Consider the following 16,650-nt stretch of genomic DNA (forward strand, 5'->3'; position numbering starts at 1 on the left):
TTTTTATTTAAGATTGAGCGAAGAGATACTTTGGAGGGGTATTTCTCGAGTCAGCAGATAGTCTGAACAGTGCTTCCTTAATTCACTGAATCTTCATAGTTAGCCCAGATTTCAAAAGATTGGTCATATGAGCTAAATGATTCTTGGTAGACCTGTAAATTGGATAATTGAGAAATGTCTGTACTGAAAATGATTCATTTGAAAATATTAAAAAAGCCTTCCCAACCCGATCATCATCTTTAGGTTGGGAAGACTGAAGTGCTCTGTCGTTGAGATAATTCAAATCAACTCAACTGGCCACTCTCGTAATCAACGTGAATGGATGGTCCATAGATCCTGCCAATATTGTAATCTAGCAAAATCTTGATCGGTGGTGTCGGAATGAGTCACATGTAATTCGTCAACAAACTTGGCAACACCTGAGCCTTCTTCGGCTGGCATAACGGTGTTGATGTTGGTGGCCATTTTACCATCAATTAGCTGTGGACCCATGCCTACGCCACTCATCATATAGTGGACAAAGAGCTTGGCAGCATTAGGGCTATCAGTCCCTGTGGCAATCACAGCTACTCGGGGCGTCAACTGACCCGCATAGGGTTTCATACCACTACAGATGCCCATGTTATAACCATATTTCACACGAAAGATTGCTGCACTGACGAAACCAATATGTGGATCTTTTAGTCCAGGAGAGCCAACAACAGGTCCAACATCGCTGTCTTTACGAGTGACATTTGGATTATTAGCTGCAAAAAGTTTTACCCATTCGCTGGTCGCACTGTCTACGTTTGCTGGCAGATTTTTACCAAAGTGATCTAGATAGGCCGCTGCCATCACATCATCATCATGTGTTTCCATTTGGTTGAACCAGAACATTGTTTCATTTCGCAAAAGCGGATCAGGGATACTGACGCGACCTTTCCATTCTGCATCCGTCAACTGCCAAATGTTGCTGATCGGGCAAGTTTCGCCATATTTCTCAGTGTTATAAGACCAGACCCAAGGGTTCAAACTGGTGATGGCTGGGCTTTGGTATATTGCAGGTGTTGTATCTTTCAAATCTGATGGCATCCAACTAACACCGGAACCTTGAGGTAAGATTTGTGTGGTAATTGAGGGCAGGTTGCTCATGTTGAATACATCATGTTTGACGTTGCCCGCTTCGTATTCACGTTGCAGTATCAACTCTTGTTCTTGGCCTCCCAGTTTTACGCCAGTAGCTTCGATTCCGTACAGTTCGGAGAAATTTGTCGCCATTACTTTAATTTTACCTGTTGCATCCACGACAACAATAGGTGGCTCGTTGCGGGCCGCTTCAATTAAAGCTTCCAACGAATAATTAGCATCCGATATGCCAAGCTCAGTTGCAAAAACGGGTGCAGTCTGCACGATTCCGACAGCCAAAATTGTGGCTAGCCCCGTTGTTATTTTCCTATTAGTTTTAAAGTTCATTTCTTAATCCTCTATTTTTGTTTTGAGATTTTGCTTTGGTTGGGTGGTTTGAATGCGATTTCCGTCCGTGTCAAAGGCGTGGAGATCACAAGTGTGAATTGAAAAAGTGATATCGTTTCCAACTGTAAGATCCTCAACAAGACGACTCAGCACAAATATTTGCGTGCCAGAAACATCGAGCTCGATAATCCAGTTACCCCCTGTTGGAACTAGATCGACAATTCTTGCTTTGCAGCGGCTTGTGTCTTTAGGGGTTTCTTCGTTGTTGGGATGTAAATTCATAGTTTCAGGGCGGATGCCGACCGAAGCTGCATCCACTATTTCGACGTTGAGCTGCATTAAATAAGTTTGAATCCAAGCTTTTAATGTTTTGTTATCAAGTGACTTCATGTCCAACATGTTGATGGGTAAAGTACCGACAAACTCTGCGACAAACCGGTTGGCGGGTCGGTCATATATTTCTTCGGGCGTACCTACTTGCTGTAATCGACCTTCATTCATCACCGCAATTGTGGTAGCCAGCGTCATGGCTTCCCATTGATCGTGGGTTACGAAAACAAAAGTCGAACCAAGTTCACTGTGAATTCTTTTTAACTCGGTTCGCATATCAAGGCGGAGTTTTGCATCGAGGTTGGACAAGGGTTCGTCGAGAAGGATGACCTCGGGACTTACTGCAATCATTCGAGCCAACGCAACTCGCTGTTGCTGGCCACCTGAAACTTCTGAAGGATAACGATCTCGATATTGCACGATGCCAAGTTTGGTCAATACGGAATCAATAATCGTTTTACGCTCGGCCGCAGGTACTTTCTTAATTTTCAGGCCAAATTCGATATTTTCCTCAATCGTCATATGTGGCCAAAGTGCATAGTTTTGAAATACCATTCCAAGATTGCGTTTTTCCGGCGGAACGAAGATGCCCTGATCAGCTGCGTCAACGATCTGATCACCTATTTGGATTTGACCTGATGTAAGATTTTCCAATCCAGCGATCATGCGCAGTGTGGTAGATTTCCCGCATCCCGACGGGCCAAGTAAGCAGAGAAATTCGGATTTTGGGATATCCAAGTTCAGGTCTGCAACTGCGCGTGAGTCCGCCCCCGCATAGGTTTTGTCAACGTTTTTGATGCTTATACGTGACATTCTTTATCCTCCAATTCCGCTGGCGAGATTCGTTTTACCGATTTTTTGTCCGATCCAAGTGCCTCCAAAGGCAATTAGACAGATCATGATGGCCACCACATTGGCGGCCTGTGAATAGCCGAAATCAAGCAGGCGAACTGCATAGGTTGTCAGCAGGTCAGTGCCAGGAACAGCGAGTAAGATCACCAGACTTAGCCCTTTGATGCCAGAAATAAATGGTAGAAGAATACCGGCCACCAAAGCACCACGATGAATCGGCAGAACGATTGATATAACTCGACGCCACCAACCGGCACCAACGATTTGGGCGGCCTCTTCAGGGTCTTTGCCCATTTGCATCATTGCAGCAATTCCGGCGCGGGAGGCGAACGGCATTTGACTGGCTAATAACGCGATCACAAGGATGTAGCTGGTGCCGTAAAGGGATGGGATGAATCCGTGAGGCTTGGCAAACATCGATAGGTAAGCGGCGGCAAACGCGACCCCTGGCACAAGATATGGCAGAAATGTCACCTGTTTTAGAAAGCCTCCAAGTAAGCGGAAAGGCGAGCGAGCGACAATGTAGCCAACCATCAGTCCCAAAACACCTGCGCCGATTGATGCCAGTCCGACCATCCAAACTGTATTCCAAGCAGCCACCCAGAATTCTTTTGTAATCAAAATGCCTTGTGGCAGTGCGGTGGTGATTAGATCACGACCGACCCAGAACTCAAGTGTGAAATTGTCCCAGCTAAAAATACCTGGCATACGCATCACTGTGGTCAGAAGCAAGGCGGCGAAGGGAATTATCGCGCCAATCAAGACAAAACTACTGGCGAAGCCGAAAGCAGGCCATTTCCATTTTCCCAGCACAGTTGTGCGATGCAAAGACCCTTTTGATCCGATCGTTACAAAACGCTGCGCAGCTTTCAAAAGTTTCATGTCAATCAGGACAGAGACGGTACCTAGAATAACGATCGTGCCAGCAAGAACGGCAGACATACCATCCTGTCCTGTAGAAATCGTCCGCAATAGTGAGGTTGCCAACAAATCTAATTTTACTGGCGCACCTATGATATACGTCACCCCAACGTCACCTAGACATTTGGCAAAAACAAGCGTCGCTGCCGAGATGATCGAAGGGCGTAACAGTGGGAAGACGATACGTCTAGCTACTTGAAAAGAACTTGCTCCTAAAGTGCGAGCAGATTCTTCGAGCTGGCTGTCAAACTGGCGCAATGCGTTACCCACTAAAAGCACGACAAAAGGTACATAGTGAAGTGACAGGATTACCGCAATCGGAAAGAACCCGTACGATAGCCAATCTGGTGGTGTAAAGCCTAAGTTTTCAAGCCATCCAGGTAATCCACCCATTGTGCGATTCTTGAAAATCGCCATCCAAGCTAATGCGAAGGTCCAGGAAGGCACCATGTAGGGAACGATAAGTGCTGTGGAAAACCACCGCTTACCCAATAGATCTGTTCGGCTGACCAACCAACCAAGAAGACCACCCACCAGCAATGTGGCAATTATCACCACAATGGACACAAATAAGGTGTTCATCAATGGAAGCCAGAAAATGTACTTTGCGATTGGCGAATTCATCGCGCGATTCAAGTAGTAGCTTGTTAGTTCACCCTCGAGTTTTGACGCCCGTGCTTGATCGGCAAAATCAACGGTAAATGCATCCATCAGCATCATAATAACGGGTGCAAGAATCAGATACGCCGCAAACACTGACAGAATTATGCCGATAGTAACCGTCGGGTTACGAGCCCAATTTTGAGAGCGATACCAGATTACCCTTAAGCTTGGCCATGACACTTGTTTCGGTGACTTAGGTAAGCTGAATTGAGTCATGTAATTCCTATTTGATAAAGGTGAGTTTGTACGCTCTCACCTCCCCAGACCCCAATAGATGAACTATGTTTAGGGTTAACGAATAGAGAAACGCAACAGAGGCAAACGCCATTAGCAAAATACGTAATAGAGAAAACTTCATTCCAATCCGATCTGGTACGGCTGATTCATTAGGATCGTTAGGCTGGAGTCCAGGATCAGCGTTGTTAACTGATTCCAGAGGTTGTGAATCATCGACCTGGGGCTGGTCAATTTGGTTTAATTCGTCTTTTTCACTCATGAATTCCTCCCCTAATCCCATACTGCGACTAGGATCTGTTATCTTCTAATCCATTTATTTCTTATTTAGTTAAATTTTATACATAAAACATAACACAGATTTAACTAGGAATATTTCTGAATTTATGTGTCCGATTTAAGCCTCATATAATGTTATAATATATCACTTTATCCATTTAGTCTAAATGGTTCATTTATGGGCGGAATTGGTTCAGGGAGACGGTTTCAGAATCGTCGAGGTCCTAACTTAGAGGAAGTACCTCAACTCGATGTTCGAGTGCTAAAACGTAATGGATTATTTGATCTAAGTACCTCAAATGGTTCAATTAAGTGGACAAACACAGGGCTCTCAGAATGCGCTCTAGAGTACACATATAAAGACTCTACGTTGGGTATTTCCTATGCTGTAAAGACGCCTCAAACGGCCTCTGAGACAGTCTCAGAACACATTTTTATAGACAGAACGGCATGCAACTATGGTGGCACCAGAACTTGGTTCTCATGCCCTGCTTGCAACGCCAGAAAAGCGATCTTGTACTGCGCATCCAAACGGTTTTTATGCCGCCAATGTTATGGCTTAAACTATAGATGTCAGAATGAAGTTTATGCAGATCGAATGATTCGTAAAGCTCGAAAGTTACGCTCTAAACTGGGTGCATCCATGGATCTACAGCAACCCATCTCTGAGCGTCCACACGGCATGTATAGGGCAACGTTTGAGCGACTATTAAGGCAAGACCAAGATAATGTTAGACGTGTTGTGGGTGCTTATTCTCAGCGCTTAATGAGTAGACCAAACTGATCGAGTTAATTTGATAATGACCAAAAGTAGTAGTTGGGCTTCCTTTGAGCCCAACTACCTATGGGGGAGTGATGCAACCTCACCCCAAATACTATCAAGTCTAATAACAACCCCATCTTTATATATGACAGTAATTCCCAGTGTACAAAAACTGCACACCCAAATGCACTTCCAAATAAATCTTCTGATTGAACCCATTAGCTTGCCCTCTAATTGTGTTTCGATTTTAGTTTTGATCGACCATTGGTTAACCTAGTATCCGGCAAATTTAATGCCGAACTAGATCCCCTTGGGGGTGGTGTTGCAAACATATAACCCCCTATAGGGGTGCAACAAATGCAAAACGGGAAACCCATACACAGCAAGGGTTTCGTCGTTTTGCAAAATGAAACCCTTTGCAAAACCATGCAAAACGAAATGCAAAACGACCAAAGCCACGCCACCAGTACCTTTCCCGTTTTGCAAAGGCCATTTTGCAAAACCATGCAAAACGAGAAACGAGATCTGGTTTTGCAAGCTATTTGGTTTTGTACAAAACGGGTTTGCAAAACCATGCAAAACGAAATCATAGACGTTCCTTGATGACATTAAACTTGTCATTCTTGGAAAGACGACTGACTATGGTGATGCCATATTCGACATCATCTGCCCCTAAAATCCGCACTTGTTCATCTAAAACTAACGCGTCAGCAACATACCGACGGCGTGTATCTGACGATTTACCCCAGATAATTTGAAGATTCGATAGTAGTACGGGAAGTTCTGTCGTCCCTTCTGGGAGTGTTTCGCAGATGTCTAAGCGAAGTTGTTTGATCTGCTCTCTAGTGTTTTCAACATCGCGTTGCTTAGCCTCGTCGACCAGTTCTGAGATGCGTGGGTCGCTATCCAAGATAAAATTGTTACTCCCTATTTGGATGACTTTAAGCATTAAAGGAAAGATATATATTTAACAACCATAGGTAAATTCCAGCCTAACATCTCGATAACTGGAGCTAACGCTTCTGGTGTGTAGTCCTTTCCATAACGGCCAAAAGTTATTCCACCTGTGCTATGCCCTAGTATCCCAGCTATGTGACTCTCAGCGACACCTTGCTGCTTCAGATCGTCTGCAAGAGTGTGTCTGAAGCTGTGGAAGTCCTTTTTTTCAGTACTCTCAGAAAGGCCTGTGAGCGCCCTATGGCGTGCAAACCATTTAGAGGGTGTAGCTGAATAACCATGATGCTTATGGTAAGACAGCTCAGGAAAAAGTCTTAGTTTAGATTTCTCTTTAGGTGAGGAAACAAAGTCAAGAAAGCCTAAAGCCTTTAGTTTTGAATGTATCGGTATAAGTCGCTCAGACGATGGACTTTTAAGCCGTTGCCCAGCATTAACAGCTTGAATGTGTAAACAGTCAATACCATTTACAACAATAATATCACTCCTATACAACTGACTCAGTTCGTTGAGTCGAGCACCAGTATAAAGTCCAAGCAAAGGTAGCCAATATTGATAATCTTTTGGAGCTTTCGCGCTTTGTGTATGGATGTCAGTAGAGAATATGGTGTCGACATCATCCTGATTAAACCGACTTCTTAGACTGCTGACTTTAACTTTCAGCTTAACTTTTAGTCCATCAAAAGGATTGCGCTCGCAGTAACCTGCCCTCGCTGCAAAGGTAAAGACTGTGCTCAAGTCCTTCACGTAATTATTAAAGGTAATGACAGATATGGTTGTCTTGGCCTGAGCAATGGCGTCTTCTATGGATATGCCCTCCAACTGGTTAAGTCGCGGGGGTAGCTTCAACGCGGTCGATTTAAATGTCTGCATCATTGCCCTACTATATTTGTCTACAGGGACATCACCAATAATTTGATATAGCAAGTTAGCCACGCCTAGTTTTGTTCTTATGGTCCGTTCCCCGACACCTTCAAGACGTTGGGCAACAAAGTACTCGCTCAATACAGCAGACAGGAGAGGCGCTGAGGACGCCTTTATGGTTTGGCTGGGTTCTTTAGTACTTAATAAAAAAGCTGCTTTTGAAGCTTTATCAACCTTTTCATAGCCCCACTGAATTGTGCTTATATCTGCCACTTTTAGGTCTGCACAGTCAAACAGTACATCGGTCTGCTGAAGTAATTCAGAGCATCTTATAACTGCTTGTCGTCTGCATTTGGTTTGCAGCGAACGGCGGATGTAAGTCTGCTGAAGCTGAGTTTGTAGATGCAACGGCACGCGAATGCGAAAGTAATATACGTGATGCACAGAAGACTGAATGTACGCTGAAGGATTGGCCATGTGGTCCACTTGCTTCAATAAGTATCTAAAAACAGCTAAATAGCGATATCAATCAAACAAATGGTGGTACCCCTACCAGCCACACCTCGGCACACGAATCCACCGCTGTGGCTGCTCCCTTCCAGGCCTGACCAGATTCACGGTTTATCGTTGCGTAACCTTGATTCATAGTACTTTGAGCGAATTAGACACCTATCAAGAAGTGATTAATTGAGGTTGTATTTAAGCACAATTTAGAAGGCAATTTCAAGCGGGTTTTCCACCGTGTGGTCCACCTAGTGACTCACTAAAACAGCGCCATAAGATCGATTTATTTAAGTGTCTATTCACATACTAATACTCAATAAACACCCCGTCGGTCGTATAAAATCGAGGTTCAAACTTACCGTTAAGCCGAACCCATTAGATATACGCCTGCAACAATGAGCCCGCCACCAGCCAATCGTGCAATATATTTACCTTGCGGCAAGCCTTTTTCTAACAATACATACAAGGTTATACCGGCAATCCAATATAGGTTCATCACGCCGCCCACAAACAATAGTGCCATTAAAGCCCAACAGCAACCGAGGCAATATGCACCATGATGCATTCCCAACCTGAGGGCGCCTTTGCTGCCGGGACTATGGTGTTGAGCAATGAACTGAGCGGGGGCACGACAGCGTGATAAGCAGGCATTTTTAATGGCAGTGAATTGATAGATGCCTACCAACACCATCAAAACGCCAGCCAACGTTTGCGACTTGATGACCATCATTGGCCCGCTCAACACACCCACCTCCTGCAGCCCCCACTGCAAAATGGTTGCAACAGCGCTAAACAAGGCCCACGCCAGAAGGTACCCCAATAACAGAAACCCCGTATAGCCTGCGGCTCGGTGCCCATCTTGCCCTTGGCGCTTAACGACAGTGAAGAGCATGAGCAACGGCACTGCGCTCGGGGTCATCATAGCCACCATCATAATCCACCACATCAAGAATAGCAGAACCCAGTTAACGGGTTGCCACTGGGCGGTTATCACCATAGGTTTAGCCATGGAATTGGCCATTGATGTCATGTCAATGGCGCTCATGTTCATACCTACGCCCAGCACTGTGTAGGCCCCGGCAACAGCAACCAGCAATGTAACGGCTACGGCCACAATCACTCGATCGTGGCGCAATAGCCGTTCTATAACACTGATTGGCTTTTGCTCGCCCTGCATTTGCGGGTGATTATCCATCTAGACTACGCCTTGGCCCGTTAAATTGAGCTTGGCAATGTGGGCATGGGTGGCCTCAAACGATAGATCGATAACGCCGCCCTTGGTATTGGAGGTACCAGACGCCATCTCGGCCTGCCTAAATTCAAAGCTATCGGTGAGTTGAATGGAGATTCGGTGTGGTTCGCCGCTCACAATGTTGGGGATAGGCGCTACAGCAATATCGAAAATACCCCCAACTTTGGCGTTTCCAACGCGGCTATCAATGTCCCAATCTAGCTCAATAGGTGCACTAAGCGTAGGGTGCTGGGTTGGGCTTGTGGCATTAAATACGTACCACATGGTGGCCATTTCTTCCGTATCCTTGCCAGACATAATGGCTTCTAAAGCCGCCTTTTGCTCAATACTTGCAGAGTCACCAATAATCAACTGATATTGCCCGTTACCTTCGTGGATAGGGCCAGGCCAGTAATACACCCCGGCCGCTCGCAGGCCATCTAACGATACGTCACCGTAGTGACCTTTGGTGATGTTAAATACTGCTACCGCTTGGCAGCTTCCACCCGTTGGTAATACGCCAAATTGGCAAGGGCAGCCAAAATTGCAATTACAGTTGGCCATTTCTTGGCCGTCAATATTCCAATCAATCATTGGTTTCCTCTCCTTATAAACTCGTTGGCTCAGTCTTTCGACCACCAACATATAAGCCCAACTAGCCGTATGCTCCTCAGGCCTTCGTTAACAATATCCACCCACTAAGCATCAGGCAAGGGCGTTGCTCCAGTTTCAGTACTGACTATTTTCCCAGCGTTTAACATATTAACCATCATCAACGCTTCTTTGCTGCCATTGGGAAAAGTCATAATTTGGTGCATCACCATGACGTCATCATTTTCATACAAACACCTTCTAGCATCAACTTTAAAAGCATCGCTATTGAGGGGTGTTAAGCGCAGCTCTTGCATTTCCGCTTTGTTCATGCAGCTGTTACTTTGATGACGTACAAAATTGAAATCATCGTCATATAAATCATTCAACTTATCAGCGTCTTTGGCATCAGTAGCCGCCACCATTGCATTATAAATCGACATATTTCTCCTTTGTACCTGATTAATTAATATGATTTAGTGTAACTGTGCCGATGATAGACTCCATTGAGACAATGTCGGGGTTTGCCATGCGTTTATCTCTTGCCGCATCGGCTTTGTCCATAGCTTCTTGGCTTTCATAAATTGAGACTGCAATGGTTTTATTGCCATCTGCTCGAATACCAATAAGCTGTTCAGCAGACGGGAATTCATTAGGGGCTTTTGCTGCGTAGCTCAATACTGAAGCATCTGCCACTGCTTCAGAACATAAAGTAACTGTGGTTATTCGTACAATTGACATATGGCTCTCCTATAAAAACTTACTGGGTTGTTACATTCCTCGAGTAACTCGAGTCGGGCCTTCCAAAATACTAAATGGTTTGGCTGTGGCATTGACCAACGCTGGATTGCCACCAACACCTGCAAACAGCTCAGACGCCAGAAAACCATCTAGGGCTGCTTGGTCTTGAAATAAATAAATGCCGCCATAGGTGTTATTCGCTTCGTCGGCTAACCAATGTTTTGAGATTAATCCTGGTACTGCGGCAAAGGCCGGTGCCAATTCGTTACATACACCCTCGTAGTCACTGCGGGTGATTCCATCAAGGTTAAAGTTGATTATAAGTGCTTGCATTGCTAACTCCTTAAACATAATTCCTGTTTTTATAGCCCAGTCACAGTGACTAAACTCTTTAGAAACTACCAGAGCGCGGCATAGGCTTCTACGACGGCCTCTGAGACAGTTTCAGAACACATTATTTAAGCTGTAGCTTCAGATATGATAGCGTAGGCGCGACTAAAAGCTTTATCCTCCATATCAAGCGCTGAACTTGGGAACTCAGCCTCCGATTGCTGAAGAGCGTTATTGAGCCTTGATTCCGTTTCGTCATGGAGGTCATCTGCTTCGTAAAGTTCAAAAAAGCCTCTTATCTGCTCCAACTCTACCTTGCCTACTAATTTTGACACTGCACCTTGAAGATCTTTGCTAAACGAGCCTTCTGCAATAATCAGAAGGCAAAGTTTCCATATGAAAATATCATTCTCAACTTCATTCCGCTCTAGTCTAATGCGACCATCAACAAATCGCTCCAAGTCTCTTGTTACCCTGTTATTTATATCCTCTAGACTACTATCACTTAGATTTGCTAGGCATCCTGCTGATTTTATATTCATAGAAAACCAAATCAAGGCCCTGCACCTAATCAACATTGAAGGGTGCGTACTATTTTTGTGCTCGCCTGATGACGGCTTTGTTAGAAGTTCTTTTTGAGACAGAAACATGGAGACATCAAATCTAAGATGCTCACTCGTAAGGCCAGAGGCAGTTTTCATAATTGCTCTGAGAGCTTCATCTAGATTTTCTATTCCTAGGTACCCGATCCGATCCGCTGATAATTCACGAGATCTTTGAATCATAAACCCTTCTGCAGAACTTCCCGATACAAATTGACCACATGAGTCATGCCCCAGTATAAAATGACCCAATTCATGAGAAGCTACAAACCTGAACTCTGCTTCATCCATTAAGTTCACTAAACCAGATGTAAACCTTAGGACACACGAATCCATGGAATCAATCAGACAATCTGCTTGAACGTCCGCGCTAGCATAAACAAAAGCGGAAACAGCTGATCTAGGCACAGATAGGCGCTCACATACTTCAGAAATATTCCTTTCAAGATCTGGCGTCATAGCCTCTGAAATAAGAACTCCATGCCGCAACATTGAGTCTCGATGTGCTGAACGCCCCTCAATTTTGAAGCTTTCTCGCCTACTGACCACCTTGTCTTCAGTAAGCCTTACTTTCATGCCTAGCGTTCGAGCTTGCTCCAAATCAGCCATACTTTTTTCTCAATATAGCTATATTATCTAACATGCTTTGTGCATTAGCTTTCTCGTCTCCTTCACTAAGAGCGTTAATTCTATTGCTCCATTTTTGGAATTCGGTTCGCAGGTGCTTTTTCTTTTGATCATTAGACCAAGAAGCATCTAAACCAACTAATGCCTCAAGACCCTCTTCACCAGAAAGAGAACTAGATAAATTCAAAGTAACTTGCTCTCGCATGCTTTCAATCTCAGTCATATCCAAATCAAGAGCTTCGGCAACCGTTTTGATCACAGACATCTCTTCTTGGTCGGCAAGTCCGTCGGCCGCCATGACATCAAAACACAGTTCAACCGCATCGTATTTAGACTTTTTATCTCCAATTACAGATAATCTTTCAACTAAAGGGGATAAGCTCAAGTTACCACTCTGGGCATCAAAATGAGCTTCTTTCATAGCTTCATTGTAAGTGCTTTTGAGATGTGACTGACGATCGTCAGAAAAAGATGCAATTGTCTTTTTAACCCAGTTTTGGAGAATTTCACCTTCTGCATCTTCTAATGTACCGTCAGCCATTGCCACTGCCATACCAATCTTCAATGATATTGACTGAGCCTCTTCTCTGTGCTCGGACGCGTCTTCATAACCGATCTCATCAAAGTGATGCTGAATCTCCAAGGTTTGTTCCCAAAGACTAGCTCCATCACCAAAACCTGCATGTATTGATGGAGCATTGTTTGTGTCAAAAAAACGGACAATTACAAGTAATGAGCGATTCCCAGATCGTGGAGGTTGGAGCAGATTAGGAACTATTGCACCAATCTTAACCCAATCAGTGAAGCTGTCTCCCTCGTCAATACTGCCCAAATCTCCACTCGCTTGATAGCACGCAGAGGTATCTTCTTGCATGGAATCAATAATTGAAATTATCGGCTTAAAAGACTTTTCACCATCGGTAGCGTCCAGTATCGAAATTGCAAAAGACAATTTCATTGTATGACTAACTGGTAATTTTCCACGGAACATCACATTCTTAAATTTAAGATTCGAGTCTTCGAGTGTTTCATCAACCAGTTTTATCATTGCTGGCCCAAAGTAAGTATCCTTACCTGTGACAACTTTCTTAACAACATGAGCCGCCTTAGTAACAAGCATTTTAAATATTGCCCAACCGAATATTATTACAATAAAAATTAATATCCCTTCCATAATTAATCCACCAAGAATTTGTTTATATCTGACGACTCACGTTGCTCGCCACCCATAGATAACGAAATCGAAGTTTCCTTTCCAGATGCCATATCTTTAAAGGAAGCTCGCATCATTTGATTTTCATCGTATGAATACGTTATTTGAATCTCTTGTTGCGCTGGCCGGTTAGCAGGAAGGTCAAGTGAACCACTCCATATTTCTTTCACAAACTTCGGGTTGGTTTCAGCACTTTTAGATTCAGTAATTTTACATGCTATTGAAGTTTGTCCTTCATAAACTGTGTAGTATGATTCTGTGGTTTTACAGGGGAGTTTTTCACCTTTGTTTATGACTATTGAGTTTACCAATTGTTCACCCTTGGACTCACTGTGTCCCAATGTAATAGTTCCAAAGCACATATTTGTAGTCTCAGTCACGGTTAACTTCGACACTGATTGTTTTTGGATCGCTGTTAAGTTTTCTCCATCACCCTTGTAAGCTGCATAGAGTGCTGCTCCAAGCGCTACCACTTCATCCACGTTTGCCGTAGCGACTGGGTCTTGCTTGAATACTCTTTTAGCGCACTCAGTTATTGCTGGCATTCTCGTGCTGCCGCCTGCTAAAAACACCTTTGTTATGTCTCCAGGCTCGATTCCTGCTTCATCTAATGTTGCTTCGCACATCATCTCAACTTGAGCAACTAAACTAGAAATCGCCTCCTCGTACTCAACGCGACTGAGGTCCACCAATTCCCTTTCAATTTCAGCCGTAGTTCTTTTTCTTTGTGAAAGAGACTTTTTCTCTTCCTCTGCCGCATTAAGTGGGAAGTCTTCTCGAGTAAGCGGTTCACCTGATTCTTTAAGGTATTTATCAGCAACAAGTTTCCAAAGAACATGGTCAAAGTCATCACCACCTAGTTTATTTAGGCCGTTTGAAGCCACCACGTCAATATCTTGCCCATCGACCTTTATAACCGAAACATCAAATGTTCCACCACCCAAGTCAAACACCACAAACGTACCTGATAGGTTTCCGTCCGATTGAAAAGCGTAATATAGTGCTGCAGCAGTCGGCTCATTAATAATATACTTTACGTTAAGCCCAGCTAGAGTTGCGGCTTCCATTGTCGCCTCTCGAGCTTCCAGAGCAAAGTTGGCAGGGATTGTAACCACCACTTCATCAATTGGCCCTATCTTCTCTTCAGTATCCTCCTTCAGCTTTTTTAATAATTCGGCACTCAATTGTGTAGGGGTATAGTCTTTTGAAGCAATAGCGTATGTACTCGAAGTTCCCATGTCCCTCTTAAATCTAGATGCTGCATTATCAGGATCGTTACCCCATGTCCGCCTTGCAACTTCACCCACAACCAATGACCCTTTATGCATCGCCACACAAGATGGAGTAATATTGTCACCTCTATCATTTAAGACTATAGCGGGACGCCCACTCTCATCTATATGAGCTACCGCCGAAAAAGTCGTGCCCAAATCAATACCTATTACATTTCCCATTTAAACTGTCTCCTCATTGGACTTCAGCGCTTGTATTCTATAAATCGAAACTTTTGCTGGAACTATTACCTGCAAATTCTCTTCACCTCTAATAACGTAGCCAGCAGAATCAACTGAAGCCACTGTGAAATCCAAGTCGATTCGCTCTGTATTCAAGATTCGTGGCTCCTCACCAACGCTTTCTCTGGCCTCACGAAAGTCACTGCCAATTTCTGGCAAAAAGCGCTCTACTCCGCACTCATCCAATGCATCCTCCATTAGCCTATTTAGATAGCGCATCACTTTTGCATTATCGTCTTCTGGCCTTTCATTGACTATTTCTAGGAGGGCTCTGTCCACTCTTATAAACCTATTCAAAAACCGCTTGATAATGACCGCATCGTAGCCTTTTTTTAGCCGAGCAATTTCTTTGTCTCTGCTATCTAAGGCTGACTGCAAAGTTAAAAAGCTTTTCATAAGTGCATCAGCTTGCGCTGATTGATGATTTGACTGATGGAGAACTTTGTTAAGTCCAGAGGATGAACTAGCTTGCATATCCCTTGTTGCAAGAGCTAGTGCATCAATTAACCGACCCCACTTTTCTGGAACTAGAGCGGGGCCATTTTTTAACATTACACTTTTAACGTAATACATCCAAAAAGCACTTGCAGTAGCCAATACCGAAATCAACATCAAAACACATATAACAAAGATTGCATCGACGCTAAATACATTGTCCGTTCTCACCTCCCCAGACCCCAATAGATAAACTATGTTTAGGGTTAACGAATAGAGAAAAGCAACAGAGGCAAACGCCAATAGCAGAATACGTAATAGAGAAAACTTCATTCCAATCCGATCTGGTACGGCTGATTCATTAGGATCGTTAGGCTGGAGTCCAGGATCAGCGGTGTTAAATGATTCCAGAGGTTGTGAATCATCGACCTGAGGCTGGTCAATTTGGTTTAATTCGTCTTTTTCACTCATGAATTCCTCCCCTAACCCATACTGCGACTAGGATCTGTTATCCGCTAATCCATTGATTTCTGATGCAATCAAAGGTTAGTCATAAAACCTAACACAGATACAGCTAAGAATATTTCCTAATTTTACATTTAATTTACATTTAATTTGCATTTAATTGACAATTAAAGAATTAAGTATCATATTATTCATTTAGTCTGAATGGTTCATTTATGGGTGGAATTGGTTCAGGGCGACGGTTTCAGAATCGTCGAGGTCCTAACTTAGAAGAAGTGCATCAACTCGATGTTCGAGTGCTAAAACGTAATGGATTATTTGATCTAAGTGCTTCAAATGGTTTAATTAAGTGGGCAAACCCAGGGCTCTCAGAATGCGCTCTAGAGTACACATATAAAGACTCTACGTTGGGTATTTCCTATGCCGTAAAGACGCCTCAAACGGCCTCTGAGAAAGTCTCAGAGCACATCTTTATAGATAGAACGATATGCAACTATGGCGGCACCAGAACTTGGTTCTCATGCCCTGCTTGCAACGTTAGAAAAGCGATCTTGTACTGCGCATCCAAACGATTTTTATGCCGCCAATGTTATGGCTTAAACTACAGCTGTCAGAATGAAGTTTATGCAGATCGGATGATTCGTAAAGCTCGAAAGTTACGCTTTAAACTGGGTGCATCCATGGATCTACAGCAACCCATCTCTGAGCGTCCACATGGAATGTATAGGGCAACGTTTGAGCGATTTATAAAGCAAGACCAAGATAATGTTAGACGTGTCGTGGGTGCTTATTCTCAGCGCTTAATGAGTAGGCCAAACTAATTGGGTTAATTTGATAATGACCAAAAGTAGTATTGGACTTTCTTTGAGCCCAACTACGTTTGTGGGGAGTAGTGCAACCTCACCCCATATACTTTCAAGTTTAATCACAACCCCATCTTTATATATGACAGTAATTCCCAGTGTACAAAAACTGCACACCCAAATGCACTTCCAAATAACTCTTCTGATTGAACCCATCAGTCTTGCCCTCTGATTGCCTTTCGGTTTTAGTTTTGATTTACCATTGGTCTACCCAGTATCCGG

Annotated in this window: 17 protein-coding genes and 1 other RNA gene; 2 read left to right on the forward strand and 16 right to left on the reverse strand. The window is 43.8% G+C overall.

Annotation, left to right across the window (positions count from 1 at the left end):
* Window positions 1-309: 309 nt before the first annotated feature.
* Genes ABXT59_RS07900 through ABXT59_RS07915 form a run of 4 tightly spaced genes read right to left on the reverse strand, consistent with a single transcriptional unit; the run spans window position 310 to window position 4,714 of the window.
* The gene (locus tag ABXT59_RS07900) at window positions 310-1,452 is read right to left on the reverse strand and encodes an ABC transporter substrate-binding protein (RefSeq protein WP_443635354.1); all 1,143 of its coding nucleotides are present in this window, start codon (window positions 1,450-1,452) and stop codon (window positions 310-312) included.
* Between the two features lie 3 nt (window positions 1,453-1,455).
* A complete protein-coding gene (locus tag ABXT59_RS07905; RefSeq protein WP_443635355.1) occupies window positions 1,456-2,595 on the reverse strand; it encodes an ABC transporter ATP-binding protein in 1,140 nt (379 codons plus the stop codon).
* A 3-nt stretch (window positions 2,596-2,598) separates the two neighbouring features.
* The gene (locus tag ABXT59_RS07910) at window positions 2,599-4,434 is read right to left on the reverse strand and encodes an ABC transporter permease (protein WP_443635357.1); all 1,836 of its coding nucleotides are present in this window, start codon (window positions 4,432-4,434) and stop codon (window positions 2,599-2,601) included.
* Window positions 4,435-4,441: 7 nt separating this feature from the next.
* A complete protein-coding gene (locus tag ABXT59_RS07915) occupies window positions 4,442-4,714 on the reverse strand; it encodes a hypothetical protein (protein WP_443635359.1) in 273 nt (90 codons plus the stop codon).
* A 195-nt stretch (window positions 4,715-4,909) separates the two neighbouring features.
* On the opposite strand from ABXT59_RS07915, the gene ABXT59_RS07920 reads away from it, so the two are divergent.
* Window positions 4,910-5,515: a hypothetical protein gene (locus ABXT59_RS07920; RefSeq protein WP_443635361.1), complete on the forward strand. Its 606-nt coding sequence runs from the start codon at window positions 4,910-4,912 to the stop codon at window positions 5,513-5,515.
* 565 nt (window positions 5,516-6,080) lie between these two features.
* On the opposite strand, the gene ABXT59_RS07925 is transcribed toward ABXT59_RS07920, so the two are convergent.
* The 12 genes from ABXT59_RS07925 to ABXT59_RS07980 all read right to left on the reverse strand — a co-directional run bounded on the left by ABXT59_RS07925 (window position 6,081) and on the right by ABXT59_RS07980 (window position 15,571).
* Window positions 6,081-6,404 carry a hypothetical protein gene (locus ABXT59_RS07925; protein ID WP_443635363.1) on the reverse strand — a complete coding sequence of 108 codons (324 nt, stop codon included), beginning with the start codon at window positions 6,402-6,404 and terminating at the stop codon, window positions 6,081-6,083.
* Between the two features lie 38 nt (window positions 6,405-6,442).
* Window positions 6,443-7,789 carry a DUF6538 domain-containing protein gene (locus ABXT59_RS07930; RefSeq protein WP_443635365.1) on the reverse strand — a complete coding sequence of 449 codons (1,347 nt, stop codon included), beginning with the start codon at window positions 7,787-7,789 and terminating at the stop codon, window positions 6,443-6,445.
* Between the two features lie 70 nt (window positions 7,790-7,859).
* Window positions 7,860-7,953: signal recognition particle sRNA small type (gene ffs / locus ABXT59_RS07935), an RNA gene on the reverse strand.
* Between the two features lie 224 nt (window positions 7,954-8,177).
* Window positions 8,178-9,011 carry a DUF2182 domain-containing protein gene (locus tag ABXT59_RS07940; protein WP_443635366.1) on the reverse strand — a complete coding sequence of 278 codons (834 nt, stop codon included), beginning with the start codon at window positions 9,009-9,011 and terminating at the stop codon, window positions 8,178-8,180.
* Window positions 9,012-9,641, reverse strand: coding sequence for a DUF1326 domain-containing protein (locus ABXT59_RS07945; RefSeq protein ID WP_443635368.1), 630 nt, complete (start codon window positions 9,639-9,641; stop codon window positions 9,012-9,014).
* A gap of 104 nt (window positions 9,642-9,745) precedes the next feature.
* A complete protein-coding gene (locus tag ABXT59_RS07950) occupies window positions 9,746-10,081 on the reverse strand; it encodes a nuclear transport factor 2 family protein (protein WP_443635370.1) in 336 nt (111 codons plus the stop codon).
* Window positions 10,082-10,100: 19 nt separating this feature from the next.
* Window positions 10,101-10,379 carry a hypothetical protein gene (locus ABXT59_RS07955; protein ID WP_443635372.1) on the reverse strand — a complete coding sequence of 93 codons (279 nt, stop codon included), beginning with the start codon at window positions 10,377-10,379 and terminating at the stop codon, window positions 10,101-10,103.
* Window positions 10,380-10,409: 30 nt separating this feature from the next.
* Window positions 10,410-10,712: a YdhR family protein gene (locus ABXT59_RS07960; RefSeq protein ID WP_443635374.1), complete on the reverse strand. Its 303-nt coding sequence runs from the start codon at window positions 10,710-10,712 to the stop codon at window positions 10,410-10,412.
* A 125-nt stretch (window positions 10,713-10,837) separates the two neighbouring features.
* Window positions 10,838-11,920 (reverse strand): M48 family metallopeptidase, encoded by a 1,083-nt coding sequence (locus ABXT59_RS07965; protein ID WP_443635376.1) that lies wholly within the window; start codon window positions 11,918-11,920, stop codon window positions 10,838-10,840.
* Window positions 11,913-13,112, reverse strand: a complete 1,200-nt coding sequence (locus tag ABXT59_RS07970; protein WP_443635378.1) for a TerB family tellurite resistance protein — start codon at window positions 13,110-13,112, stop codon at window positions 11,913-11,915. Before ABXT59_RS07970 ends, ABXT59_RS07965 begins: the two co-directional genes overlap by 8 nt.
* 2 nt (window positions 13,113-13,114) lie before the next feature.
* Window positions 13,115-14,605, reverse strand: a complete 1,491-nt coding sequence (locus tag ABXT59_RS07975) for an Hsp70 family protein (protein WP_443635380.1) — start codon at window positions 14,603-14,605, stop codon at window positions 13,115-13,117.
* A complete protein-coding gene (locus tag ABXT59_RS07980) occupies window positions 14,606-15,571 on the reverse strand; it encodes a hypothetical protein (protein WP_443635382.1) in 966 nt (321 codons plus the stop codon). It abuts the gene before it with no gap.
* Between the two features lie 209 nt (window positions 15,572-15,780).
* On the opposite strand from ABXT59_RS07980, the gene ABXT59_RS07985 reads away from it, so the two are divergent.
* Window positions 15,781-16,386: a hypothetical protein gene (locus ABXT59_RS07985; RefSeq protein WP_443635383.1), complete on the forward strand. Its 606-nt coding sequence runs from the start codon at window positions 15,781-15,783 to the stop codon at window positions 16,384-16,386.
* Window positions 16,387-16,650: the final 264 nt, after the last annotated feature.

Source organism: Candidatus Njordibacter sp. Uisw_058 (genome assembly GCF_047730065.1).
Lineage (GTDB): Bacteria > Pseudomonadota > Gammaproteobacteria > Pseudomonadales > Balneatricaceae > Njordibacter.

Excerpts from the sequence above, each read along its gene's own strand:
- ABXT59_RS07945 (WP_443635368.1), bottom strand. The coding sequence starts at position 9,641 with ATGATTGATTGGAATATTGACGGCCAAGAAATGGCCAACTGTAATTGC.
- ABXT59_RS07980 (WP_443635382.1), bottom strand. The coding sequence starts at position 15,571 with ATGAGTGAAAAAGACGAATTAAACCAAATTGACCAGCCTCAGGTCGAT.
- ABXT59_RS07955 (WP_443635372.1), bottom strand. The coding sequence starts at position 10,379 with ATGTCAATTGTACGAATAACCACAGTTACTTTATGTTCTGAAGCAGTG.
- ABXT59_RS07950 (WP_443635370.1), bottom strand. The coding sequence starts at position 10,081 with ATGTCGATTTATAATGCAATGGTGGCGGCTACTGATGCCAAAGACGCT.
- ABXT59_RS07960 (WP_443635374.1), bottom strand. The coding sequence starts at position 10,712 with ATGCAAGCACTTATAATCAACTTTAACCTTGATGGAATCACCCGCAGT.
- ABXT59_RS07965 (WP_443635376.1), bottom strand. The coding sequence starts at position 11,920 with ATGGCTGATTTGGAGCAAGCTCGAACGCTAGGCATGAAAGTAAGGCTT.
- ABXT59_RS07905 (WP_443635355.1), bottom strand. The coding sequence starts at position 2,595 with ATGTCACGTATAAGCATCAAAAACGTTGACAAAACCTATGCGGGGGCG.
- ABXT59_RS07915 (WP_443635359.1), bottom strand. The coding sequence starts at position 4,714 with ATGAGTGAAAAAGACGAATTAAACCAAATTGACCAGCCCCAGGTCGAT.
- ABXT59_RS07930 (WP_443635365.1), bottom strand. The coding sequence starts at position 7,789 with ATGGCCAATCCTTCAGCGTACATTCAGTCTTCTGTGCATCACGTATAT.
- ABXT59_RS07970 (WP_443635378.1), bottom strand. The coding sequence starts at position 13,112 with ATGGAAGGGATATTAATTTTTATTGTAATAATATTCGGTTGGGCAATA.
- ABXT59_RS07985 (WP_443635383.1), top strand. The coding sequence starts at position 15,781 with ATGGGTGGAATTGGTTCAGGGCGACGGTTTCAGAATCGTCGAGGTCCT.
- ABXT59_RS07920 (WP_443635361.1), top strand. The coding sequence starts at position 4,910 with ATGGGCGGAATTGGTTCAGGGAGACGGTTTCAGAATCGTCGAGGTCCT.
- ABXT59_RS07940 (WP_443635366.1), bottom strand. The coding sequence starts at position 9,011 with ATGGATAATCACCCGCAAATGCAGGGCGAGCAAAAGCCAATCAGTGTT.
- ABXT59_RS07975 (WP_443635380.1), bottom strand. The coding sequence starts at position 14,605 with ATGGGAAATGTAATAGGTATTGATTTGGGCACGACTTTTTCGGCGGTA.
- ABXT59_RS07910 (WP_443635357.1), bottom strand. The coding sequence starts at position 4,434 with ATGACTCAATTCAGCTTACCTAAGTCACCGAAACAAGTGTCATGGCCA.
- ABXT59_RS07900 (WP_443635354.1), bottom strand. The coding sequence starts at position 1,452 with ATGAACTTTAAAACTAATAGGAAAATAACAACGGGGCTAGCCACAATT.